Genomic DNA, 22405 nt, shown 5'->3' with positions numbered 1-22405 from the left:
GCCGGGTTGGCGGCGATGCCGCGATGAATTCGCGGCACAGGCGCGCAACGAAGTGACACAGCAAGGCCCGCTCATGCGGGCCTTGCTGTTTTCGAGGCATGATGGAGCCTTGTCCATTTCAACCGGATCGACCGCATGAGCGATTCTTCCGCATCCTCGCGTCCGCTCGAACAGCAGGTGTTCGACGAATGGCCCGCTACCGTGCGTGCGTTGTTCGACGGCTCGTCGCTCGCGCAGAAGACGGGCTTCACCGCGTCGCTGCTGAGTATCGATGCGAACGGCGATGTGCGTACCTCGTTGCTCAGCGTCGGCGAGCTTTATGCGCCCGATTCGCGCACGCTGTGCATCGCGTTATGGCCGCAGGCGAGGGCGGCACGCGCCATCACGCAAACCGGCCGCGCGGCGCTCACCTTCGTTTGCGACGCGGCGTTTTATCAGGTGCAGTTGCGTTTCGCACCGCTCGCGAGTGTTGCCAGCGACGATAGCGGCCTCGTCTATCTGCTCGGCTCGATCGACACAGCGCAGGCGCAAAGCGTGCGTTATGCGCGCCTCACCGGCGGCATTACGTTCGAACTGGAGGGAGAGGGAAGGGATGTGCTCGACCGGTGGGAGAAGCAGGTCGAGCATTTGAAGCGGGCCGCCGCCGCAACCCGCCGTTAGTCTTCAACATAGCACTCGAAGCACTAACGGCCGGTAAAGCGGCAGCCTCAAACCAGCGGATTCACACGAAACTCGAGCGAGTTCAGCGACCACGCTCACCGTTACGCGACGGATGCGCTCCACGCGGCGCATCGTTGCGCGGCTTCGCGCCGCCGCTGAGCAACGCGCCTGGATTGCCGCTGTGCGAACGATTGCCTTGCGGTTTGCGCGGCGCATGCTGCGCGGCTGCGCCTTCATGCGTGGCCGCGCGCGGCCGCTCGTCGTGACGTTGCGCGTCGCGACGCGGCTGCCCGCCATTGCCGGCCGGCTTCGCACCTTGCGGCCGCGGTGACGGCTGACCGTTCGATGAACGCTGCCCCGAGCGCTGTCCCGCTCCTTGCGCCGGTTTTGCCGAAGCGGCTCCGGACGCCGAGCGCGCATTCGCACCCGCCCCCGACCGTGCACCGGCAGTTGCGCCATCGCGCCGCCCGGCACCTTCTCCCTGGCGCGGCGAGCGGCCACCGCCGCCACCCTGGCTGCGGCGCTGGATCGGCTCCGGCTTCGCGCTCGGGTCCGGCTCGAAACCGGCGATCACTTCCTGCGGCACCGAACGCTTGATCAGCTTCTCGATGTCCTTGAGCAACTGCAGTTCATCGACGCACACGAGCGACACCGCTTCGCCTGTCGCGCCCGCACGGCCCGTGCGGCCGATGCGGTGCACGTAGTCTTCCGGCACGTTCGGCAGATCGAAGTTGACCACGTGCGGCAGTTGATCGATATCGATGCCGCGTGCGGCGATGTCGGTCGCGACCAGCACCTGCAGCGTGCTGTCCTTGAACTCGGCGAGCGCGCGCGTGCGGGCCGACTGGCTCTTGTTGCCGTGAATCGCGAGCGCGCTGATGCCGTCTTTCGCCAGTTGCTCGGCAAGACGGTTCGCGCCGTGCTTGGTGCGCGTGAATACGAGCACCTGGAACCAGTTGTGCTGGCGGATCAGATGCGTGAGCAGTTCGCGCTTGCGGTCGCGATCAACGGGGTGAATCTTTTGCGCGACGGTTTCGGCCGTCGTGTTGCGGCGCGCGACTTCGATCAGCGCGGGCGAATCGAGCAGGTTGTCGGCGAGCGCCTTGATCTCGTCGGAGAAGGTGGCCGAGAACAGCAGGTTCTGGCGCTTCGGCGGCAGCTTCGCGAGCACGCGCTTGATGTCGTGAATGAAGCCCATGTCGAGCATGCGGTCCGCTTCGTCGAGCACGAGGATCTCGAGATGCGACAGGTCGATGGTCTTCTGCTGCATGTGGTCGAGCAAACGGCCCGGCGTCGCGACGACGATATCGATACCGCGCTTGAGCGCATCGATCTGCGGATTGATGCCGACGCCGCCGAACATCACGGTCGACTTCAGCTTCAGATACTTGCCGTAAGCACGCACGCTCTCTTCGACCTGCGCGGCGAGTTCGCGTGTCGGTGTGAGGATCAGCGCGCGCACCACGCGCTTGCCGCCGGCGGCCGGCGGCATCGAATTCAGACGCTGGAGGATCGGCAGCGTGAAGCCGGCGGTCTTGCCGGTGCCGGTTTGCGCGCCGGCGAGCAGATCGCCGCCGTTGAGCACGGCGGGGATCGCCTGAGTCTGGATCGGAGTCGGCGTGGTATAGCCGAGTTCGTTGACAGCGCGGACCAGCGGTTCGGACAAGCCGAGGGAATCAAAAGACATAAAAGCTCTTTGCAATGCAGTGTCGCGAACGGCACCAACGGGAACCCACATGGCATGAACACGCCTCTATGGCGCGCTCGAGGCCGGAGCCCGGTTCCGTTCACGGAGAAATCGGCGGCACGTTCAACCCTGTGCCGAATGTTTCAACGCGCTATGCAGACACGTTGACTGGTCTTAAGTTGCATTTCGTCGCCGTGGGATGTCACGCGACGTAGCGCGCGACACTGACGAATTGACACAGACTGCCCGCCAGGACGAACAGGTGCCAGATACCATGTCCGTGGCGGATGCGCTCGTCGTTGATGAAGAAGTAGATGCCGGCGCTATAAATGACGCCGCCAGCCACGAGCCAGGCAGTACCCGCGGCCGGCAACGCCTGCACCAGCGGGCGGACGGCTACGAGCGCGAGCCATCCCATCAATACATACAGCACCATCGACACGCTGCGGGTGCGTCGCCCGAGCGTGAGTTCCTGCATGATGCCGAGAGCGGCAAGCCCCCAGCTTACGCCGAATAGCGACCAGCCCCACGGCCCACGCAACGTGACGAGCGTGAACGGCGTGTAGCTGCCGGCGATCAGCAGGTAGATCGCCGAATGATCGCATTTCTGCAGAATTGCCTTCAGACGCGGATGGCTCACGCTGTGATAGAGCGTCGAGATCGCATACAGCGCGAACAGCATCGCACCGTAGACGCTAAAGCTGACCACCTTGTACGCGTCGCCGGCGAGCGCGCCCATCGTGACGAGCGCCACCAGTCCCACCACCGACAGCACGGCGCCGACGAGATGGGTAAGGCTGTTGAAACGCTCACCGACAGGCACGACTCTTTCCTCCTGCGCGGTCTCACGAGGGCGGCCACAAACACAAACAACCCCACATGATACCGGTCCTGAAAAAACGAAGGGCGCGGCCGCGAATTTCGCAGGCCGCGCCCGGGGTGCGTCAAACGCTGCTTAGTCGAGCGGCGCCGAACGCAGATCGGACACTTGCTGCGGCGACACGGAGGTACCGTGGTTGCCCCAGGACATACGAATGTACGTCACGACCGCTGCGACTTCCTGATTCGACAGTGACTGCGCAAACGGCGGCATGCCGTACGGATGCGGGTTCGCTTCCGTGCTCGGCGGATAACCGCCGTTCAGCACCATACGGATCGGGTTGACCGCCGACGGCATCTGGATCGACGGGTTGTTCGCGAGCGGCGGGAATGCCGGTGGCATGCCGAGGCCGTTTGCCTCATGGCACTTCGCGCAGTTGTCAGCGTAGATCTTCTGACCTTGCTTCAACAGTTCGCCACCGAACTTTTCCGAGGTTTCGAGCTGCAGCGGTTCCGGTGCTTCGCTCTTCTGCGGAATCGTCTTCAGGTACGTAGCCATCGCGTTGATGTCTTCAGCCGACAGATACTGCAGACTGTTGTGCACCACTTCGGCCATCGGGCCGAACACCGCGCCGCGGCTTGACACGCCGGTCTTGAGCAGGTCGGCGATGTCCTGGAGATCCCAGTCGCCGAGGCCGGCTTCCCGGTTCGACGTGAGCGACGGCGCATACCAGTTCTGCAGCGGAATCAGACCGCCCGCGAATGCCGCCGAGCTGACCGGGCCGCCCATCGCGTTGATCGACGTGTGGCACATGCCGCAATGGCCGAGACCTTCGACCAGATACGCGCCGCGGTTCCACTCGACCGACTTGGTCGGATCCGGCTTGAACTCGCCTTCACGGAAGAACAGCGTGCGCCAGCCGATCAGCATGTTGCGCTGATTGAACGGGAATTTCAGTTCGTGCGGACGGCTTGGCACGTTGACCGGCGGGACCGAGCGCAGGAACGCGTAGATCGCGTCCGAGTCGGCGCGCGTGACCTTCGTGTAGCTCGTGAACGGGAAGCCCGGATAGAGCAGGCTGCCGTCCTTCGAGCGGCCGGTGTGCATGGCGCGATAGAAGTCGTCTGCTGTCCACTTGCCGATGCCGTACTGGTCGTCCGGCGTGATGTTCGGCGTGAACATCGTGCCGAACGGCGTGGCCATCGGCAGGCCGCCGGCGAACTGCTTGCCGCCGCGCACCGTGTGGCAGGCGATACAGTCGCCGGCGCGGGCGAGGTACTCGCCCTTCTTGATCAGTTCGGCCTGGTCGGTGGGGGTGGCCGCCACGGCCGCGCCGCTATGCAGGTTGTCGCCGCCCGACCAGAGGACGGGAACGAGTGCGGCAGCCGCAGCCACGACGACTGCCGAGAGGGCGAACAAAGACTTGCGTTTCATTTGAGTGTCTCTCCCGGCCTTATTGCGGTTCGCTGCCGCAGGCAAGCGGAGTCTTCAACGAGCGGGCCGGAGCCGGCACGGGGTTTTGAGGAGCCTGTTGCGTGGAAAGCCAGGCCGCGACGGCGTTCACGTCTTCGTCGGTCAGGCGCGTGGCGATCGTGTGCATGCAGTCAGGGGCGATTGCGTGACGCGAGCCCGAGCGCCATGCGCCAAGCTGCGCACTGATGTAGTCCGCGTGCAGCCCGACCAGACCGGGGATTGCCGGTTCCATGCCGGTGAGCGCCTTGCCGTGGCAGGCCACGCAAGCGGGCACCTGCTTCGACTCGTCGCCGTGCAGCACGATCTGCTGGCCGCGCGTGAGCGTGGTGGCCGACACCGTCGGCTTGGCTGGCGGCGGATAGGGCGGGCGCTGCTGCGAGAAGAAGGTGGCGATCTTGTGGAGGTAGTCGTCGGAGAGATACGTGACGAGGTAATTCATGGGCGGGTACTTGCGGCGCCCTTCGCGGAAGTTCTGCAACTGATTGAACAGATAGTCCGCCGGCTTGCCCGCGAGACGCGGGAAGTAATCGTTGTCGGTACCTTGCCCATGCGAGCCGTGGCAGGCCGTGCAACCTTGCACGCGCGCTTCCATCGTGTCGGGGGCCTTCGGTTGGGTCTGCGCTTTCGCTGCGCTATAGACACCCGCGGAGCCGATCAGCAGAAGGGCAAGCAACGGGCGGAAGAGGCGTCTTGAAGACACGCGTAACTCCATCAGAATCGGGGACCTGACCGAACTTCGGGCGGCTCGGTGTGAAGGACAGCCGTCGCTGCGGCGACGCAGCATTCTATCATCGAAGAGTGATGGTGACTATTTGCCGCATTAGAGACGGTTTCTGGTGTGACTGCCATGCGACAGTATGCCGCGCGGCGTGTGTTATCCCGCGTGTTGCTGCGCATCGCATTCGGCGAAGCACGTTGAACCGATGCCCGCGCGCGCCATCGAAGCGTACACTTCCGGGCTCGCTGGCCGCCGTCCGACCGATGCGCGCCCCGGCTTGCCACTCACCGTTTGTTCTCATCTCATCAGCTATCGGCCCTACATGAAGCTATTCGATTTTTCCCTTCCGGCGCTGCGCGCGTTGATGTCCGGCGCGCTGGCGCTGGCGGTGTCGTCCACTGCATTCGCGCACGCGCATCTGGCCTCGAGCGTGCCGGCGGCGAACGCCGAGGTCGCCGCGCCCACCGACGTGACGATCCATTTCACCGAACCGCTCGAGCCGGCCTTCAGCCGGATCACGCTCTCCGATGCGAGCGGCAAGCCCGCCGCGGCCGCGGCGTCGGCGGTCGACGCAGGGGATGCGCGCGTCATGCATCTGCCGCTCCCGCAGTTGAGCACTGGCCGCTATGCGGTGCACTGGATCGCGGTGGCGACGGACGGCCATCGCACTCAAGGCGACTTCGCGTTCAACGTCAAATGAACTTCGACGGACTGTGGATCGGGCAGGTCGCAATGGCCGCGCTCATGAATGTCTCGTTTGCGTTCGCCGTCGGTTCGGCGCTGCTTGCCGCGTGGCTCGCCAAAGATGCGCGGCAGAGCGTGTCACCGGCGCGCCCCGGCTGGACGCGCGCGCAACGTTCGATGCTCACGGCCACCATCGTGCTGGTGCTCGCGGATCTCGGCTGGCTGCTGTATCAGAGCGCGTCGATGAGCGGCGTCGCGTTGCCCGCGGCGTTCGCCGTGGTGCCGACCGTGCTTATGCAGACGCACGTCGGCTATGGCTGGAGCGTCGCGTTCGGCGGCGCGCTGGTGCTGCTCGGCACGGCGCTCTCGCACGGCACGGGCCTGCTGCGCAATGTGCTGCTGTGGCTGGCGGTGCTTGCGGTCGCGGCGGGCAAGGCGTCGCTCGGACATGCGGCCGATGCCGGCGTGGCGTCGGCGGCGATCGGCATGCAAACGCTGCACGTGCTCGCGACGAGCGTGTGGGGCGGCCTCGCGATGGCCGCGGGGCTCGCGGTCCTGCCGGCGCTCGGCGCGTCGACCGCGCGCGGCATGCTGATCCGCACGGCGGCCCAGGTGTCGAATGTATCGATCGTCGCGGTGGCGCTCGTGCTGCTGTCGGGCATCTTCAATGCGGTGCGCGGTTCGGGCGGCTCGTTCGAGGCGATCCTGTCGAGCACGTGGGGGCATGTGCTCACGCTCAAGCTCATGCTGGTCGCGCTCGCGCTCGTGCTCGGCGGGCTGAACAGGATGCTGGCGCTGCCGCGCCTGCGCCGCACCGCGTCGACGATGGATGCGCACACGTTCGTCAACCTGATCTATCTCGAAGCGCTCGTGATGATCGGCGTGTTCGTCGTGGCGGCGGCGCTGTCGCATAGCGTGCCGGCGTTCACGGCGCTCGGCTGAGCGCGCGATCTTCTTTCCGGCCGAACCGGACCCGCGCGTTGCGTTGGCGTAACGCGCGGGCGCCGTGACGTGCCATGGCGCGCAACGCGTCAGCGGATGCGTTCGATCTTGCCCACGAGGAACAGATACGACAGCGCGCCGACCACGCCGACCGCGCTCATGAACATCAGCGCGGGCTTGAAATCGCTGTTCTTGACGATGAAGCCGATCACCACCGGCACGCAGATCGACGACAGATTGCCCATCAGGTTGAACATGCCGCCGGTCAGGCCGAGCAACTCCTTTTTCGCCATCGACGACACCAGCACCCACGTGATCGATGAAAAGCCGCTGCCGAAAAACGCGATCGCCATGAAGAGGATCACCATCGCGGGCGTGTCGACATAGTTCGCGCCGACGATCGCCGTCGACAGCAGCAAGCCCGTGACGATCGGCACCTTGCGCGCGACGGTGGCCGACACGCCGCGCCGGATCATCCAGTCCGACAGCAGGCCCGAGCCCAGAATGCCGACGAATGCCGCGAGAAACGGCACGGCCGCCATGAAGCCGGCTTTCAGGAAGTCCATGTGCCGGTACTTGACGAGGTAGGTGGGAAACCAGGTGAGGAAGAACCACAGCGTCGAGGTCACCGCGATCTGGCCGATATATACGCCCCAGAGTTTGCGGTTGCCGAGCACGGCGCGCCAGTCGGCAGCGGTGTAGCGCGTGCGTTGCCTATAGCCCGTTTGGCCCGCTTGGTCCGCTTGGTCCGTTTTGCCCGCTTCGCCGAGTTCGATCAGGCCGCCGCCCGCACGGATGATTTCGAGTTCGGCCGCGTTGACGTCCGCGGCCTCGGACGGCTCACGGTACAGCGAGTACCAGACCAGCGCCCAGCCGAGGCCGATCGCGCCCGTCAGAAAGAACACGCCCTGCCAGCCGAAATGTTCCTGCGTGAGCACGAGCGCGGGCGTCAGGAAGGCGAGCCCGACGTACTGGCCGGACGTGTAGCTTGCGATCGCACGGGCCCGCTCGTTGTCCGGAAACCAGGTGGTGACGACGCGGTTGAGCGTCGGATAAGCGGGCGCTTCGAGCGCGCCGAGCAGCACGCGCAGCGACAGCAGCATCGCGAACGCGCTGGCGAAGCCCTGTAGCAGCGTTGCGAGCGACCACAGCCCGATGATGAGCGCAAGCAGCAGGCGAGGGCGCGTGCGGTCCACCAGTATGCCGCCGGGAATCTGCAGCAGCGCGTACGACCAGCCGAAGGCCGAGAACACGAGGCCCATCTGGGCGGGGTCGAGTTGCAGATCCTGCCCGATCGCAGTTGCCGCGATCGACAGATTGCTGCGGTCGAGATACGTGATGACCACGGTGACGAACAGCATCGCAAGCAGGCGGTGGCGTTTGCCGGTCGCTTGCGTCTGGCCGTGGGAGTAGGTTGTCTCCACTGAGAGAAGCCTCTTGATGATTTTTTATCGGAGCGGGGAGAGGTGAAACGCAAGGGCAGGCACGCGGGCGCCGACAAAGAGGCGGCGCGCGACAGCGGCCGCCGGGGGCAGGCCAGGAACCGCGCACTCCGGGCCGCGCCCGAAGCCGGAACGCTGCCCGCCGGCAGCGTTCCGCCTCATCCGCTCACCACTCGGCGACGCTGCCGTCCGCGTGACGCCACACCGGATTGCGCCAGCGGTGGCCGACCTTCGCCATCTCGCGCACCTTCTCTTCGTTGACCTCGATGCCGAGGCCGGGGCCCTGCGGAATCGACACGAAGCCGTCTTCGTACTTGAAAACCTCAGGATTCCTGATGTAGTCGAGCAGGTCGTTGCCCTGGTTGTAGTGAATGCCGAGGCTCTGTTCCTGGATGAACGCGTTGTAGCTCACCGCGTCGATCTGCAGGCAGGTGGCAAGCGCGATCGGGCCGAGCGGGCAATGCAGCGCGAGCGCGACGTCGTACGCTTCGGCCATCGAGGCGATCTTGCGGCACTCGGTGATGCCGCCCGCGTGCGACGCATCCGGCTGGATGATGTCGACGTAGCCGCCCGACAGAATGTGCTTGAAGTCCCAGCGCGAATAGAGGCGCTCGCCGAGCGCGATCGGCGTGTTGGTCTGATTGACGATGTCGCGCAGTGCCTCGGCATTCTCCGAGAGCACCGGCTCCTCGATGAAGAGCAGCTTGTACGGATCGAGTTCTTTGGCGAGCACCTTCGCCATCGGCTTATGGACGCGGCCGTGGAAGTCCACGCCGATGCCGATGTTCGGCCCGACCGCCTCGCGCACCGCCGCGACGTTGTTGATGACGCCTTGCACCTTGTCGAACGTGTCGATGATCTGCAGCTCTTCCGAGCCGTTCATCTTCACGGCCTTGAAGCCGCGCTCGACCACCGCGCGCGCGTTGTTGGCGACGTCGCTCGGACGGTCGCCGCCGATCCACGAGTAGACCTTGATCCGGTCGCGCACCTGGCCGCCGAGCAGCGCATGCACGGGCACGCCATGATGCTTGCCCTTGATGTCCCACAGCGCCTGGTCGACGCCGGCGATCGCGCTCATCGTGATCGGGCCGCCGCGATAGAAGCCCGCGCGGTACATCACCTGCCAGTGGTCCTCGATCAGCAGCGGGTCCTTGCCGATCAGATAGTCGGACAGCTCCTCGACCGCCGCGGCCACCGTATGCGCGCGGCCCTCTACTACCGGTTCGCCCCAGCCGACGATGCCCTCGTCGGTCTCGATCTTCAGGAAGCACCAGCGCGGCGGGACGATGAAGGTTTCGAGCTTGGTGATTTTCATGGTGTGCGTCTCCTGTGTCGGTCGGGGTCAGCGCCTGGGCGGTCAACCGGAGCGGGCGCTTTAGCCCTGCTCCGGTTCCGTGCACAGCACTGGCTCGGGTTCCATGCGAAAAATTTCGAGGATTCCATGCTACAACAAAAGTGCTTTAAAGTACTATTAATAGTACTATTTGCCACATAGTGGTGAGATCGAAAGAACTGCCGCCGCGCCACGACACCACCAGCAGCCGGGAGAAAGCCATTCAGCACGACCTGCACGGGCGAGTCGCCCAACTGCTCGCGACCGCGATTCTGCGCGGCGACTACGCACCCGATTCGATCCTGCCGCGCGAAGCGGAGTTGATGGAGGCGTTCGGCGTGAGCCGCACGGTGCTGCGCGAGGCGCTGCGCACGCTGACGTCGAAGGGGCTGATCGAGTCGCGGCCGCGCGTGGGCACGCGCGTGCGGCCGAAGCCGGCGTGGAATCTGCTCGATGCCGATCTGCTCGACTGGTACTCGCGGGTTGCCGAGCCGTTGGCGTTCGCACTCAAGCTGCAGGAAATGCGCGAGATGATCGAGCCGTACGCGGCGAGCCTCGCGGCGGCTGCCTATACCGACGAGACGTTGCGCGCGCTCACGGCCGCGCATGCGTCAATGGTGGCGGCGCGCAACGTCGACGAGTGGGTGCGCGCGGATCTGCAATTCCATATGGGCGTGTTGATCGCGTGCAGCAACGAGTTGCTGATTCCGCTCGGCGCGCTGATCGAGCGCACGCTCGAAGCGCAACTGCGGCTCAACGCGAAACGCGCGGACGTGTTCAATGCGTCGCTCGCCGAGCACACCGCGGTGTTCGAGGCGATCCGCGCGCGCGATGCCGCGGCGGCCCGCGCGGCAATGGCGTCACTGCTCGGCGTGACGCGCGGGCGAATTGAAGGATGAGGCAGGAGGGATGAGGCAGGAGGGGTGAGGCCGGAATTCAATCCATCGCCGCATGCGCCACCGACGCATCCGGCGCCTTGTGCGCGGGCCGGATCAGCAACAGCAGCGGAATCACCAGCAGCGTCGCCACGAACATGAGCTTGAAGTCGTTGAGATACGCAACCATCGACGCCTGCTGCGTGATCGACGCATTGAGCGCCGCGATGTCGTAGTTCGAGCCGCTGTCGAGCATCGGCTGGATCGCCGGGTTGAACGCGGTCACGTTCGCCGCGAGGTCTGCGTGCGAGACTTGCGTGTTGCGCGTCATCAGCGTCTGCACGATCGAAATGCCGATACTGCTGCCGATGTTGCGCATCAGGCTGTAGGTCGCGGTGCCGTCCGCGCGCAGTTCCGGCGACAGCGTCGAGAAGGTCAGCGCCGAGAGCGGCACGAACACGAGGCCGAGCCCGAAACCCTGAATCACGCCGGGCCACACGATATCCGACGCCGACAGCACGATCGTGTAATGCATCATCTGCCAGAGCGCGAACGCCGAAATCAGGAAGCCGGCGAGCAGCAGGAGCCGCGCGTCGACGCGCCTCAATAGCCGCCCGGCGATCAGCATCGCGATCATCGTGCCCGCGCCGCTCGGCGCGGTAACGAGGCCCGTGGTCGCGACCGGATAGCCCATCAGGTTTTGCAGCATCGGCGGCAGCAGCGCGCGCGTCGCGTACATGACCGCGCCGATCACGAAGATGAAGAACGTGCCGGTCGCGAAGTTCGGGTCCTTCAGCAACTGGTATTTGAAAAACGAGTCCTTGCCGATCGTTGCCGTGTGTACGAGAAAGAACGCGAAGCTGATTGCCGAGACGAGCGCCTGGATCACGATCTCGGTCGACGAAAACCAGTCGAGCTGCTCGCCGCGATCGAGCATCGCCTGCAATGCGCCGATCGCGAGGCCGAGCGTGATGAAGCCGAACGCGTCGAACTTGACGTCGTGCTTCGGCTCGCGCGTCGGCAGGAAGGTCGCGACGCCGAACAGTGCGAACGCGCCGATCGGCACGTTGATGAAAAACACCCAGCGCCAGTTGTAGCTATCGGTGAGCCAGCCGCCGAGCGTCGGTCCGAGAATCGGCCCGACCATCACGCCCATGCCCCACACGGCCATCGCCTGGCCTTGTTTTTCGCGCGGGTTGATGTCGAGCAGGATCGATTGCGAGAGCGGCACCAGCGAAGCGCCGAAAATGCCTTGCAGCAGACGCGACGCGACGATCTGCGTCAGCGTTTCCGACAGGCCGCATAACGCCGAGCTCACCGTGAAGCCGCCGATTGCGACCAGCAGCAGCCGCTTCACGCTGAGGCGATCCGACAGCCAGCCGGTGAGCGGCGTGGCGATCGCGGCGGCGACGATGTAGGAAGTCAGCACCCACGTGATCTCGTCCTGTGACGCGGACAGCGTGCCTTGCATATGCGGCAGCGCCACGTTGGCGATCGTGCTGTCGAGCGTCTGGATCAGCGTCGCTAGCATGATCGAGATCGTGATCATCGGCCGGTTGAGCGGTGCGGCGGCGCTCGCCGGCGTGGAGACGGAAGACATGAAGGGCGGGGAGAAGGTCGATATAGTAAGCATGCTTATTATATCGGCTGAACGGGCTTATGCTATCGGGAGTTGTGCTGAGGCCCAAACGCATGCGCAGCCGTGCTGGGAGTCGAAGTGCTTTCGTATAATTCGTGCATGAAAACCCAACTCGAAGAGCGTTTCGGCTTTCTGATTTCCGACGTCGGCCGTCTTACGGGCAAGCGTTTCGACGATCTCGCGAAATCGTCAGTCGATCTGACACGCGCGCAGTGCCGTGTGCTGGCCTACCTCGGCCATTACGGCGATATCAATCAGGCGCGGCTCGCGGATCTGCTCGAAGTCGCGCCGATCTCGGCGGGGCGCCTGCTCGACCGGATGGAGGAGGGCGGCTGGATCGAGCGGACCGCGAATCCGCAGGACCGCCGCGAGCGCCAGGTGCGCATGACGCCGAAAGCCGAGCGCACGCTCGGCAAGGCGCGCAAGGTGGGAGATGAGGTCGCGCTCGAAGCGCTCAACGGCTTTAGCGACGAGGAGGCGGCGCAACTGATTGCGTTGCTGCAGCGGGTGCGCGGCAATCTGAGCCGGCTGGTGGATCGGTGAAGCGTGTTGGCGAGCTTGCGCTGCGGTGTGACTGCGCGCGCCCGTTGGTTTGGTAGCGCGCTGGCAGTGCGCGGATCAGTGCCTGCGGACCCGCGCATCGCAAACGCAGATCATCACCAACCGCTATTTCGGCTCGGACGCCGGCGCGGCACCGCTCGGCGGCATCAGCTCATAACAGGACGGCGCGGCCGGTTTCGTTCTCGCATCCGGCTGTAGCGGGTCGACGCATTTGAACGCGCTCTGATCGCGCTGCACGAAGATCGTGTCGGCCGGGCCGGCATTGCCGCGCGCATCGTTGACGACAGCGACGATCCTGTAGCCGTCCTGCAGCAGCGTCGCGAGCGTGGTCGAACTGGCGCGCCACTGGCTGTCGGGCGTAGCCGGGGTTTGGGCCTGGGCCGTGAGCGCTGCGGTCGTGCCGGCGAGCGTGAGGGCAGCGGCGGTTGCGGCGAGCGCGGCGGTGCGGAACGTCATCAGGAAACCTCTTCGAAATTGCGTTTCTGGAAGCCAAAACAAAAAAGCCGTTGAACCTTGTGGTCAACGGCTTTTTCCTGAAGCTGATGGCGAATCAGGGATTCCAGCTTTATTGGCCGCAAACCCCTTCTACTACTCTGTTTTCACCAAGCTGTAGCAACAGTATCAGGGTAGCTTGCTGTAGCAGTCAAGGCTTTGGCCGAAGCGTGCGCGCGGAAGCTGTGCTTGCGTCGCCGCTCATTCCCATGATTTTGCAATGTAAGTAGTACTGTGCATCTTGGTCTCGCTCACCCCTTGATCCTCACCGCGACAAAACCGCCGTCCGGCTTGCGCCGACCTGGCGCGGTCCAGGTAGACACGCAATTGCAAGGTTTTTCGACTGCATTAACAGATCAGTATGTCCCTGGAATTGCAAGTGGCTGTTGCGCAATTTTTTTCACCACGCTGACCTGAAACGTTTTTTGTAATTCTTGTAATTCCGTTGATTAGAATTAGTCCACTACTCAGCCGGTCGTTCAAAAATTGCCGCCGGACCTCGTTCAATTCCTGTCTGTTTCCGCGAGGTGTGGCACATGTTACATAAACTTACATCAGGGATAAATCAATGACCACTATTATCTGGTTTTCCAGCTCTGAGAGCGACTAAAAAAAGGTGTGGCGCATGCTCATGCCCTTCTTGAAGAATGTTAAACGGGGCGCGCACTGCCCGATTAACCACTCGGATAAAGCAGAAAATCATCGTACTGTCACACTCGGCGGAGTGAGGCGGTTCGGCTTGCCACGCAGGTCTCGTGTCTATATTGTCTGGCTGTCGCTCATGTCGGCCGGCGCCGCACATGCGGATCCAGATTTGCTCCAGCTGGATGTAGATGGCAACATTGCGTACCAGGCTGCGGCTCCACACAACGAGCGCACCTTCACGCGCGAGGAGCTGCTTGCCATGCCCGTGCATGCGATTCGAAGTTCGACCAACTGGACGGGCTCCGAACTATGGGAGGGGCCGCTATTAACCGATGTACTGAAGAAGGCCGGGATTCGAGGATCGACTATTCGCGTGTTTGCCTATGACGATTACAGCCAGGAAATTCCACTGGCATTCATCAAGAAATATGAACCCATTCTGGCATATCGTGAAAACGGACGTGAGCTGACTCTGAAGGACTTCGGACCCCTGTTCATTATTTTTCCGCGTGATGAATATCATCGAGAATTGAGCACCATCAGTAACACAAGGCGGTTTGTCTTTCAGGTTCGTAGAATCGAGGTTAAATGAAAGTCCCAAAATCGAGGGCAAGCAAAATCAGGGTGTCGCTGTCCGCGGCGCTATTGGCTTTACTCGTCGTCCTGTGGGGTTATTCCGCTTACCTGTTCATCGTGTCTCGCGCTGACAGCCAGAGCTTCTCCCAGCGCACGACGCAAGACGACAATTTCGCGATCGGGCAGCTGGAACGGTCGGCCTTGAAAGCGGAAATTGCCGTGTTGCAGTACGCGCAAGGCTTGCGCGGCATGGACGAGGTCACTGTCAAATTCGATGTGTTCGAGTCGAAAGTCGCGTTGCTGTCCGCGCCTACCGACGCGGTGTTTCCGTTCAAGGCGGAGCCGCGTTCCCGCGCCAGCGTGGAGAAAATCCAGAACATTGCGGAGCGGCTTTCGCGTCAGATAGAAGCGCTGCCGGACGGGAAAGAAAATGTCGCGGCCATCATGGCTAGCTTCGATGAACTGCAACGCCCGCTTGCCGAACTCGAGATGATCGTGGGAAACGCCGACAGCAAACGGCGCGACGATGTGCGTCAGGACTACGCAAGACGCCGGGAGATGCTGATGCAGTCCAGCGCCGGCTCGACCATTGCGTTGCTGGTCCTCGCGTGGCTGCTGGTTGGCAACGCACGGCGCGGGCGCGAACTCACGGCACAGCAGCGAGCCGCGCTTCAACGGGAGAGAGAGGCCGCGCTGGCGGCGGCCAATGCGGTCAACGCGAAAAACGCGTTCCTCGGCATGATCGGCCACGAACTGCGCACGCCGCTGCAAGGCATCATGGCGGCCACCGACGTCCTCGCCGAACGACAGTTCTCGGGTACGGACAAGCTGCTGATCGAGCAGCTTGCGCGGGCGGCCGACGTGCTCGACGCCCAGATGAAAGATCTGACCGACTTCTCCCGCATGGGGGCCGGCAAACTGACGGTGCGCAAACGCGTGTTCAATCACTATAACGTGCTGATGGCCGCGGTCGAATCGGTCTCGGAGCGAGCACACCGCAAGGGGTTGCAGCTTGAAGTCATCGCGAGCGATCAGCACGTTTTCAATCTGTCGGACCCGGACCGGATTCAGCAGATCGTCACGAATCTGCTCGGCAATGCGATCAAATACACCGAGCACGGAAAAGTGACGATGCGCGCCTCACTGCGTCGCGGCCAGACGAATGACGAATTGTCGGTCAGTGTGGAGGACACGGGCATCGGCATCGAACGCGCTCAGGTCGAGCAGATCTTCATGCCGTTCACGCAACTGCAGTCGTCGGGTTTGCCGCGCCATGATGGGATCGGCATCGGCCTCGCGATCGTCAGGGGACTCGTGGAGTTGCTCGGGGCTGCCATGCATGTGGAAAGCGAACCGGGCAAAGGCAGTACTTTCCATGTCGTGTTCCCGCTGGAAAAAGTCAATGCGCCGCCTGCCGCCCCAAAGGAGGAGACGGAGCAACCCGATCCTGCGCCGCAGAGGCAAGTCCTCGTGGTCGACGACCACGAGTCGGTCAGAGGTTTGCTCAACGCGATCCTGACGTCGCACGGGATCGGCTGCACGGTTGCGTCCAACGCGCGGGAAGCGCTCAAGGTAACCGCGCGTCAGCGGTTCGACGCCATCGTGATGGACATCAATATGGCCGAGGTGAATGGCATCACGCTCGCACAGGAAATCCGCCGGACGGCGGGAGCGAACCAGGAGGCTCCGCTCATTGCATGCAGCGCCCTGGCTCCGGAGCTGCTTGCCCCTGAGAGCCGCAGGCTCTTCGAGCATTACCTGATGAAGCCTGTTCGAGCCGACATTCTCAAGGTTGCGCTCGACGCGGTCTGGGCCGACGACAGCCCGGTTTCCTGACAGTCCCGGTATGGTCCGCCACGGTGCCCGGATTTTCGGGCGCGTCTATTTCGCCATCAGCCGCTTGCTGATCTCGGCGGCCAGCAGGGGGAGTCTGGCGGGCTTTTCGAGCACATTGACGTCGAACGCGGTAATCACCCGTGCAATTTCCGATTCGTTGACGTTACCGGCTTCCAGTTGCCCCGTCAGGATAAACACGGGCGCCTTCGGGTTGCCGGTCTGGCGGATGTCGCTAATGGCGGCCTCGGCCGTCTCGGTGCCGAGCAGCCAGTCGACGACGAATGCGTCGAACCGCGTGTGCCGAAGCGCCTTGCGAAAGCTCGACGCATCGTAGTACGGCGTGGCGTCGAAGCCCTTCTCGTTCAGATACAGGCAGATCGTGTCGGCCGTCTTCAGGCCGCTGGCGTCGCGGCCGCCATCGTCATCGACGACGGCCACCGCCGGTTGGGCGGTCTCGGCTGGCCGCGGGCGGATCTCGATCAGTTCGACGACATGCCTGATGCCGACGGGCGCGCTCTCGGGCGAATAGATGCGCCATACCCCCGACATGTGCACGGCAACATATTCCGGCGACCGGCCCGCCGGTACTTCACCGCCAAGCCAGACGACGCACGGCAACAGCTTCGAACCCACATCGAGCAACGCGGGCGTGCCGGGTTGCCGGTCGGGTTGCGGGGAATCGACCAGTACCGTAATCGGCTCGCCGAAGGCGTCGGCAATCTGCTTGAGTTCGATAAACGTCCAATTACTCTGACCCCGCATTTTGCGATGCGCCTGCGCAAAGCTCAGCCCGAGCGTTTTCGCAAGTGTGCCGGCGTGTTTCTGCCGAGGAACTTGATGGCGGTCCATGAGCTGGGCGACGCAATTCGCCACCAGCAGATTGTCCTGCGAGTGCTGCATTCGGTCAGTGTTCCTTTTTGGTGCGGGTTGAGAAGCCTAACACCCGACAGTACGGCGCGACATTAGGGCAAGCGGGCCTTGGTGCAGACCATGAAACGCGGTCATTACATTTTGTTACAGTAAATTATTGTTAAATGCAACGATAAGCCCCGTTTACCAAATTGACAGGTGCATTAGACGATTGGTACTCTCATTAGATGCAATGCGGGTTGCATCTAATGCAAGAAAAAATTGCTGCATGGAAATCAAATCCTGGTAATTCGGTAAATATCTCCATACAGCATCGACCTGGATGCCCCTGCTAACCGTGCGTTTCCGTACGAACAGCAGGTCATGCCACAGCCTCGCGTTGCACTGTCCCGGCCTGTTTTGCGATCCGCCTGCATCGATCCTTTTGCAGGGGAGGGCTAAGCACGCCTTTATCGATGTCAATGCTGTCTTCTAAACAATGGGAGTACGCCATGCTTCAAGCGAAGTCCGCAGTTAAAACCCTTTCTCGGCGCCGGCGTCAACTCGGCCAGGGGATGACCGAATACATCATCATCGTCGCTCTGATCGCGGTAGCGGCTATCGGCGTGTATGCGGCGTTCGGCAAGACCATCCGCAACCAGACGGCGGGCCTCGCGCTCGAAATGGCCGGCGATTCGAACTCGGCCAACGCGATCCAGAACGCTGACACGGCTGCCAAGGACGCGAGCTCGAAGGGCAATACGCAGAAGACGCTCAATACCTACAACAACGGCAACCACTAACGCGGCCGAGCGGATTCCAGCGATGAAAACCCATCTCGAACGGCGTCGTGCTCGCCGCCTTGTCCAGCGGGGACAGGCGATGCCGTTCGCCCTGGTTTTTCTGGTCGTCGGGGCGGCCGCGTTGTATCTGGCATTCAACGCGGCCCAACTCGCTCACGCCAAGACCAAAGAACAGGACACCGCCGATTCCGCCGCGTTCAGCGTCGGCGTGCTGCAGGCGCGCGACCTGAACTTTGCCGCGTACACGAATCGGGCGATGGTTGCCAATCAGGTGGCGGCCGCGCAGATGGCCAGTATCAAGTCGTATGTTGATGAACTGGCGGGCACGTATAAGAACACGCACGGGTTCGATTTCTTCATCGAATCGACGGCACTCACCGCCGAGGCGACCTGGACTCTACCTAAACAAGGCGGCAGCGCGGTGCTCAATGTGGCGAAAAGCGCGCTGGATACTGCCACGCGTATCGCCACCGTCGCCATCGACGGGCTCGACAAAGTACTTAGTACCGAGCAGGCGGCGTTTCACGATTCGATGCTGTTGCAGATTCCCGTCGTGGCCGAAGAGGTCGCGCAAGCCAACGAGTCGAATTCGCACGCCACCAAGACCTATTTCGCCACGCGTGGTGCGCTCGCACTCAACTCGACGCTCAACTTCGCGAAGCGCAATACGCCCGCCGGGCAGACCGGCAAGGATCGCTTCGCCGACGTGGTGACCGACAAGACCACGCTCGATCAGTTCGTTCAGCAGCGCGGCCCCAATATCCGCGATCCGTTCGTAGCGAGTATCGTCGAAGAATGCCCGGGCTTTAGCGCCATTGTGGCGGACAACAATCACCGCGGCGGCACACAACTGCGGCCGGACAAGCGCGGCTGGGAAAGCCTCGACGCGACCGACGTCAATGGTTTCTGGATCTGCTACTTCGAAGTCGGCGTCGCCGGCGGTCCGATTATCGGCGATGCCGGTTCCGGAGGCGCGGCCAACGGTCCCGGCGGCAGCTATTCCGGAACGCAAGGCTACGGCGGCTACGACAACTTTGGCGGCGCGCTCACCAGTGCGCTCACGAGGATCGCCGCGACCGACCAGTACGACAAGGGGCCGGGCAGATCGCTATCGTCATCCAACGGCGGCCTGCAACCCTATCTCGAACTCTCGACACTGAAAACACCCGCCGACGGCGACGACTTCAATCGCGCACCGGCCATCACAGTCGAAGTGCAGCGCGCATCGTCGTCGATCCGTACCACTGACCAGCTGCACATCGCCAACGGCCGCCTGCAGGTCACGGACGGCACGGCGAACAACCAGATGCGTTCGGTCGCGAGCGCGAGCGCCTATTTCATCCGGCCCGCCGATTCATCGGCAGGTGTGGCGGGCGCGCTGAACAATCTCACGCACTGGAAGCGCGACGATAACAAGTGGGAGTACCCGAGCCTCTTCAGTCCGTACTGGCAGTCGTCACTCGTCGCTACCAATATGGCGGCGCTCGAAGCGGCGGATCTGGCGCAATCGGCGGGTGCGCCATGAACATGCGACGCAAGATGGTGGCGGTGCGTTCACGCCGCCGGGCGCAGCAGGGTCAGGCGCTCGTCGAAGTGCTGGTGATCGCGGGCAGCGCGCTCATCCTCGCATTCCTCGGCATGAACATGATCGGACACCTGAGCGATGCGCGCGACCGCACGCTGTCGGCTTCGCGTTACGCAGCGTGGGAGCGCACGGTCTACTTCGACGACAAGAGTTGGGCACCCACCTACGGCAGCGCGATCACGAAGAGCGACGCGCAGATCCGCAGCGAGATCGCGCAGCGCGTGCTCGGCCACGACACGAAGCTCGCCTCGCAAGACGGTTCGGCCAACGCGCTCGCCGCGCAGCCTGAGCCGATGTGGCGCGACGTTGCCGGCAAGGACATGCTCAGGCAGTACAGCGACCTGCAGGTGAGCCATTCGAGCTCCGGTACCGGCACGGTCGCCGACAAGGCCCTCGGGCTGCTTGGCTCTGTGAGCGGCATCGGCGCGGGTTTTGATCTGCCGGTGAAAAATCAGCAGACGGCCAGCGTTTCACTGCACATGGGCTACGACAGCCCGACACTTTCGAGTCTGTGGCCGTCGTGGCAGGGCGTCACGTTCGCCGACCACAACGCGCTGCTGACCAACACGTGGACGCCGGACGGCAGCGACAAGGCCAAAGCGATGATCGCGGACGCCGTGCCGACCGCGAAAGGCTCGGTGATCGAATACGGGCTCGACGTGCTGGCGCCGTTCGGCATAGACATCTCGCACCTCGATCTCGGCCGCATCGAGCCGGACGTGGTGCCGCAGGACCGGCTGGGGAATAAATGATGCGCACACCACGTGCTCTTGTCGCGTCGGCAGGCCAGACGCTGTCTGCAGGCGTGTCCGGGACTTCGCTGGGGCGTTGGCTGCGTCTGCTGGCAGTCTGCGGCCTCGCGCTTGGCGCGGCGACCCGCGCGGTCGCCAGCGATGCCTGCGACGACATGCCGGTGACCGGCCAGAAGGTGGAGTGGGTCGGCCACGATATGGTCATCAACGGTACGCCGACGCAAGTCGCGCTCATCACCTTCGACAAATCGACCAGTCAGATCGCCGATGCGTTCACGCAGTACTGGGTCGAGCACCGCGTCGCGACGCACCGGATGCACAACCCGAAGACGCTGATACTCAGCGCGCTGTCGGCGCAATGCAGCTATACGCTGCAACTGCCGCCGAACCAGTCGGCGCCGGTTCGCGGGTTGTTCAGCGTGATGCGTCTGACCGATGCCCAGTCGCTGCCGCGCGCGCTGCGCCCGGGGAACTATCCGCTGCCGATGGGCAAGGTGCTGCTCGACATGACGAGCACCGATGGCGGCATCGTCGCGCGCACCGTGCAGATGTCGCTGGCCGAGCCGTCGCTCGCTCAGGCAAGCGCGGCGTATGCCGATCAGCTCAGGAAGGACGGCTGGCACACGGTGTCGGCCGGCCCGGCGATCGGCCGGCCGAATAGCGCGCCGTTCGGGCAGGCGCTTGCGATGCAGAAGAACGGTTATCGCCTCGATGCCGCATTTACCCAGGGTAAGGGTTCGACTTCGGTGGTGATCAATGTCGCATATGAATGAACCGCGCCGCGTGCGCCGGCTGCGCAGTTTGCACGCACCCCAGGCCCGCCAGACAGGCCAGGCCTATGCCGAATATATCGTGATCGTTTTACTGGTCGTCGTTGTGCTGATCGCCGGCGACAACTCGGTGATCTCACAACTGCTGGCGGCTTTCAAGTCGTTTTACCAGGCGTATTCGTACACGCTGTCCATGCCCTGAACCCACTAATCGCGACTCCTCATGATGTTCAAGAGAATTAAAACACACACGCTCATCAACAACCCCTGGGTGCTGCTCGGCGTCGCGGTGATCGCGGCCGGGCTGCTTACGTGGTCGATGTTCCGCTATATGTCGGGACGCGAAGCGGCAATGCGCGAGTCGTTGATGGAATCGATGAACGCGCGCAACCAGGTGTCGGTGCTGGTGCCCGTGATGGACCTGAAAGCGGGTGCGCCGCTCACCTCCGACAATTTCGCCGCGCGCGAAGTGCCCGCCGATTTCGTCTATGACGACACGGTACGGGCGCAGGACTTCGATTCGTTGTCGAAACTCACCCTGGTGCGTCCGGTGAAGCGCGGCACGCCGGTGCGGCGCGCGGACATTTCGTCGTTCCAGGCGCGCGATTTCAGCGACATGCTCAAGCCTGGCACCCGTGCGCTGACGATCGATATCGACACCACCAATTCGGCGGACAACATGCTGAAGCCGGGCAACCGGATCGACCTGTTCATGATCGCCACGCCGGGCGAGGGTTCAGATGCCAGCAGCCACGGTCAGTCCGCGCAACTGCTGCTGTCGGATCTGGCGGTGATCGCTACCGGCCGGGACGTGCGTCCGCGTGACTACGGCGAGGAACTCGCGCAACAGGACGACGGTCCGCAGCGGCAGGGCTACGACAGCGTGACGCTGCAGGTGAGCCCGGAGCAGGCCGCGAAGATCGCGCTTGCGCAGAAGGTCGGCACGTTGCGCGCGGTGCTGCGCAACCGCTCGGACAAGCAGGCCACGCCGCCGGTCACGGTGCAGCAGGCGTCGCTGTTCGGCGACGACGGCAGCGCGGGCATTCAATACATTGTCGGCGGCAAAGGCGAGAGCAGCGTCTCGACGCGTCCGGCGCTCGACACGAAGCCCACCAATGCACGCGGGGCCGCCGTCGCTGACGTCGAGCAGCGGATGGCGGCGATCAGCGACGCGCAGCAGCGCGCGGTTCAACAGATGCAGGACGCCGTCAACGGGCGTATCGGACGCACGAGATGACGGCCGGGTCGGCGAGACCGCCGTAT

General features: G+C 63.5%; 22 protein-coding genes. 13 read left to right on the top strand and 9 right to left on the bottom strand.

Features of this window, described 5'->3' with window-relative positions:
• Positions 1 to 135: 135 nt before the first annotated feature.
• Positions 136 to 660: a hypothetical protein gene (locus B9Z01_RS24090; protein WP_085487687.1), complete on the top strand. Its 525-nt coding sequence runs from the start codon at positions 136 to 138 to the stop codon at positions 658 to 660.
• An 82-nt stretch (positions 661 to 742) separates the two neighbouring features.
• Here B9Z01_RS24090 and B9Z01_RS24085 read toward each other — a convergent pair whose 3' ends face one another.
• From B9Z01_RS24085 to B9Z01_RS24070, 4 genes are all read right to left on the bottom strand, one after another.
• Complete coding sequence (locus B9Z01_RS24085; protein ID WP_085487685.1) at positions 743 to 2347, bottom strand: DEAD/DEAH box helicase; 1605 nt, start codon at positions 2345 to 2347, stop codon at positions 743 to 745.
• Between the two features lie 202 nt (positions 2348 to 2549).
• On the bottom strand, positions 2550 to 3170 hold the full coding sequence (gene trhA / locus B9Z01_RS24080) for a PAQR family membrane homeostasis protein TrhA (RefSeq protein ID WP_085487683.1): 621 nt from the start codon (positions 3168 to 3170) through the stop codon (positions 2550 to 2552).
• A gap of 132 nt (positions 3171 to 3302) precedes the next feature.
• Positions 3303 to 4601, bottom strand: coding sequence for a c-type cytochrome (locus B9Z01_RS24075; protein ID WP_085487681.1), 1299 nt, complete (start codon positions 4599 to 4601; stop codon positions 3303 to 3305).
• Positions 4602 to 4620: 19 nt separating this feature from the next.
• Entirely contained in the window at positions 4621 to 5352 is a 732-nt protein-coding gene (locus tag B9Z01_RS24070; protein WP_085487679.1) for a c-type cytochrome, read from the bottom strand.
• Positions 5353 to 5680: 328 nt separating this feature from the next.
• On the opposite strand from B9Z01_RS24070, the gene copC reads away from it, so the two are divergent.
• A complete protein-coding gene (gene copC, locus B9Z01_RS24065; RefSeq protein WP_085487976.1) occupies positions 5681 to 6058 on the top strand; it encodes a copper homeostasis periplasmic binding protein CopC in 378 nt (125 codons plus the stop codon).
• Complete coding sequence (locus tag B9Z01_RS24060) at positions 6055 to 6984, top strand: CopD family protein (RefSeq protein WP_085487677.1); 930 nt, start codon at positions 6055 to 6057, stop codon at positions 6982 to 6984. The genes copC and B9Z01_RS24060 overlap by 4 nt, the downstream gene beginning before the upstream one ends.
• A gap of 89 nt (positions 6985 to 7073) precedes the next feature.
• Here B9Z01_RS24060 and B9Z01_RS24055 read toward each other — a convergent pair whose 3' ends face one another.
• Both B9Z01_RS24055 and dgoD read right to left on the bottom strand, forming a co-directional pair.
• A complete protein-coding gene (locus tag B9Z01_RS24055; protein ID WP_244196148.1) occupies positions 7074 to 8408 on the bottom strand; it encodes an MFS transporter in 1335 nt (444 codons plus the stop codon).
• Between the two features lie 184 nt (positions 8409 to 8592).
• Complete coding sequence (gene dgoD / locus B9Z01_RS24050) at positions 8593 to 9741, bottom strand: galactonate dehydratase (RefSeq protein ID WP_025602604.1); 1149 nt, start codon at positions 9739 to 9741, stop codon at positions 8593 to 8595.
• 182 nt (positions 9742 to 9923) lie between these two features.
• Here dgoD and B9Z01_RS24045 point away from each other — a divergent pair, with 182 nt between their 5' ends.
• The gene (locus B9Z01_RS24045) at positions 9924 to 10658 is read left to right on the top strand and encodes a FadR/GntR family transcriptional regulator (RefSeq protein ID WP_244196147.1); all 735 of its coding nucleotides are present in this window, start codon (positions 9924 to 9926) and stop codon (positions 10656 to 10658) included.
• A 37-nt stretch (positions 10659 to 10695) separates the two neighbouring features.
• On the opposite strand, the gene B9Z01_RS24040 is transcribed toward B9Z01_RS24045, so the two are convergent.
• Positions 10696 to 12234 (bottom strand): DHA2 family efflux MFS transporter permease subunit, encoded by a 1539-nt coding sequence (locus B9Z01_RS24040; protein WP_085487675.1) that lies wholly within the window; start codon positions 12232 to 12234, stop codon positions 10696 to 10698.
• A gap of 138 nt (positions 12235 to 12372) precedes the next feature.
• Between B9Z01_RS24040 and B9Z01_RS24035 the strand changes: the two genes are divergently transcribed.
• Positions 12373 to 12816, top strand: coding sequence for a MarR family winged helix-turn-helix transcriptional regulator (locus tag B9Z01_RS24035; RefSeq protein WP_085487970.1), 444 nt, complete (start codon positions 12373 to 12375; stop codon positions 12814 to 12816).
• Between the two features lie 123 nt (positions 12817 to 12939).
• Here the strand turns inward: B9Z01_RS24035 and B9Z01_RS24030 are convergent, their stop codons facing one another.
• On the bottom strand, positions 12940 to 13290 hold the full coding sequence (locus B9Z01_RS24030) for a hypothetical protein (protein WP_085487673.1): 351 nt from the start codon (positions 13288 to 13290) through the stop codon (positions 12940 to 12942).
• 661 nt (positions 13291 to 13951) lie between these two features.
• Between B9Z01_RS24030 and B9Z01_RS24025 the strand changes: the two genes are divergently transcribed.
• A complete protein-coding gene (locus B9Z01_RS24025; RefSeq protein ID WP_085487671.1) occupies positions 13952 to 14563 on the top strand; it encodes a putative pterin-binding protein in 612 nt (203 codons plus the stop codon).
• Entirely contained in the window at positions 14560 to 16383 is a 1824-nt protein-coding gene (locus tag B9Z01_RS24020) for an ATP-binding response regulator (RefSeq protein ID WP_085487669.1), read from the top strand. Before B9Z01_RS24025 ends, B9Z01_RS24020 begins: the two co-directional genes overlap by 4 nt.
• Before the next feature lie 45 nt (positions 16384 to 16428).
• On the opposite strand, the gene B9Z01_RS24015 is transcribed toward B9Z01_RS24020, so the two are convergent.
• Positions 16429 to 17283 (bottom strand): helix-turn-helix domain-containing protein, encoded by an 855-nt coding sequence (locus B9Z01_RS24015; protein WP_085487667.1) that lies wholly within the window; start codon positions 17281 to 17283, stop codon positions 16429 to 16431.
• Between the two features lie 461 nt (positions 17284 to 17744).
• On the opposite strand from B9Z01_RS24015, the gene B9Z01_RS24010 reads away from it, so the two are divergent.
• The 6 genes from B9Z01_RS24010 to cpaB are packed head-to-tail and all read left to right on the top strand — an operon-like array spanning position 17745 to position 22379.
• Entirely contained in the window at positions 17745 to 18035 is a 291-nt protein-coding gene (locus tag B9Z01_RS24010) for a Flp family type IVb pilin (RefSeq protein ID WP_085487665.1), read from the top strand.
• Between the two features lie 22 nt (positions 18036 to 18057).
• Positions 18058 to 19560 (top strand): hypothetical protein, encoded by a 1503-nt coding sequence (locus B9Z01_RS24005; protein WP_143809051.1) that lies wholly within the window; start codon positions 18058 to 18060, stop codon positions 19558 to 19560.
• Positions 19557 to 20372, top strand: a complete 816-nt coding sequence (locus B9Z01_RS24000) for a hypothetical protein (RefSeq protein ID WP_085487661.1) — start codon at positions 19557 to 19559, stop codon at positions 20370 to 20372. Before B9Z01_RS24005 ends, B9Z01_RS24000 begins: the two co-directional genes overlap by 4 nt.
• Positions 20372 to 21145, top strand: coding sequence for a hypothetical protein (locus B9Z01_RS23995; protein WP_208626159.1), 774 nt, complete (start codon positions 20372 to 20374; stop codon positions 21143 to 21145). The genes B9Z01_RS24000 and B9Z01_RS23995 overlap by 1 nt, the downstream gene beginning before the upstream one ends.
• The gene (locus B9Z01_RS23990) at positions 21138 to 21344 is read left to right on the top strand and encodes a hypothetical protein (RefSeq protein ID WP_085487657.1); all 207 of its coding nucleotides are present in this window, start codon (positions 21138 to 21140) and stop codon (positions 21342 to 21344) included. The genes B9Z01_RS23995 and B9Z01_RS23990 overlap by 8 nt, the downstream gene beginning before the upstream one ends.
• Before the next feature lie 21 nt (positions 21345 to 21365).
• Positions 21366 to 22379 (top strand): Flp pilus assembly protein CpaB, encoded by a 1014-nt coding sequence (cpaB, locus tag B9Z01_RS23985; protein WP_244196146.1) that lies wholly within the window; start codon positions 21366 to 21368, stop codon positions 22377 to 22379.
• The last annotated feature ends 26 nt before the right edge of the window (positions 22380 to 22405 follow it).

It is taken from the genome of Paraburkholderia susongensis (assembly GCF_900177725.1).
In the GTDB taxonomy this organism is placed as follows: Bacteria; Pseudomonadota; Gammaproteobacteria; order Burkholderiales; family Burkholderiaceae; genus Paraburkholderia; species Paraburkholderia susongensis.
Note: the sequence above shows the minus strand (reverse complement) of the source record. Positions and strands in the feature narration are given on the sequence as shown.

Coding starts and splice junctions, on each gene's coding strand:
- B9Z01_RS24090 (WP_085487687.1), top strand. CDS start 136: ATGAGCGATTCTTCCGCATCCTCGCGTCCGCTCGAACAGCAGGTGTTC.
- B9Z01_RS24085 (WP_085487685.1), bottom strand. CDS start 2,347: ATGTCTTTTGATTCCCTCGGCTTGTCCGAACCGCTGGTCCGCGCTGTC.
- B9Z01_RS24075 (WP_085487681.1), bottom strand. CDS start 4,601: ATGAAACGCAAGTCTTTGTTCGCCCTCTCGGCAGTCGTCGTGGCTGCG.
- B9Z01_RS24070 (WP_085487679.1), bottom strand. CDS start 5,352: ATGGAGTTACGCGTGTCTTCAAGACGCCTCTTCCGCCCGTTGCTTGCC.
- copC (WP_085487976.1), top strand. CDS start 5,681: ATGAAGCTATTCGATTTTTCCCTTCCGGCGCTGCGCGCGTTGATGTCC.
- B9Z01_RS24060 (WP_085487677.1), top strand. CDS start 6,055: ATGAACTTCGACGGACTGTGGATCGGGCAGGTCGCAATGGCCGCGCTC.
- dgoD (WP_025602604.1), bottom strand. CDS start 9,741: ATGAAAATCACCAAGCTCGAAACCTTCATCGTCCCGCCGCGCTGGTGC.
- B9Z01_RS24040 (WP_085487675.1), bottom strand. CDS start 12,234: ATGTCTTCCGTCTCCACGCCGGCGAGCGCCGCCGCACCGCTCAACCGG.
- B9Z01_RS24035 (WP_085487970.1), top strand. CDS start 12,373: ATGAAAACCCAACTCGAAGAGCGTTTCGGCTTTCTGATTTCCGACGTC.
- B9Z01_RS24030 (WP_085487673.1), bottom strand. CDS start 13,290: ATGACGTTCCGCACCGCCGCGCTCGCCGCAACCGCCGCTGCCCTCACG.
- B9Z01_RS24025 (WP_085487671.1), top strand. CDS start 13,952: ATGCTCATGCCCTTCTTGAAGAATGTTAAACGGGGCGCGCACTGCCCG.
- B9Z01_RS24020 (WP_085487669.1), top strand. CDS start 14,560: ATGAAAGTCCCAAAATCGAGGGCAAGCAAAATCAGGGTGTCGCTGTCC.
- B9Z01_RS24015 (WP_085487667.1), bottom strand. CDS start 17,283: ATGCAGCACTCGCAGGACAATCTGCTGGTGGCGAATTGCGTCGCCCAG.
- B9Z01_RS24010 (WP_085487665.1), top strand. CDS start 17,745: ATGCTTCAAGCGAAGTCCGCAGTTAAAACCCTTTCTCGGCGCCGGCGT.
- B9Z01_RS24005 (WP_143809051.1), top strand. CDS start 18,058: ATGAAAACCCATCTCGAACGGCGTCGTGCTCGCCGCCTTGTCCAGCGG.
- B9Z01_RS24000 (WP_085487661.1), top strand. CDS start 19,557: ATGAACATGCGACGCAAGATGGTGGCGGTGCGTTCACGCCGCCGGGCG.
- B9Z01_RS23995 (WP_208626159.1), top strand. CDS start 20,372: ATGCGCACACCACGTGCTCTTGTCGCGTCGGCAGGCCAGACGCTGTCT.
- B9Z01_RS23990 (WP_085487657.1), top strand. CDS start 21,138: ATGAATGAACCGCGCCGCGTGCGCCGGCTGCGCAGTTTGCACGCACCC.
- cpaB (WP_244196146.1), top strand. CDS start 21,366: ATGATGTTCAAGAGAATTAAAACACACACGCTCATCAACAACCCCTGG.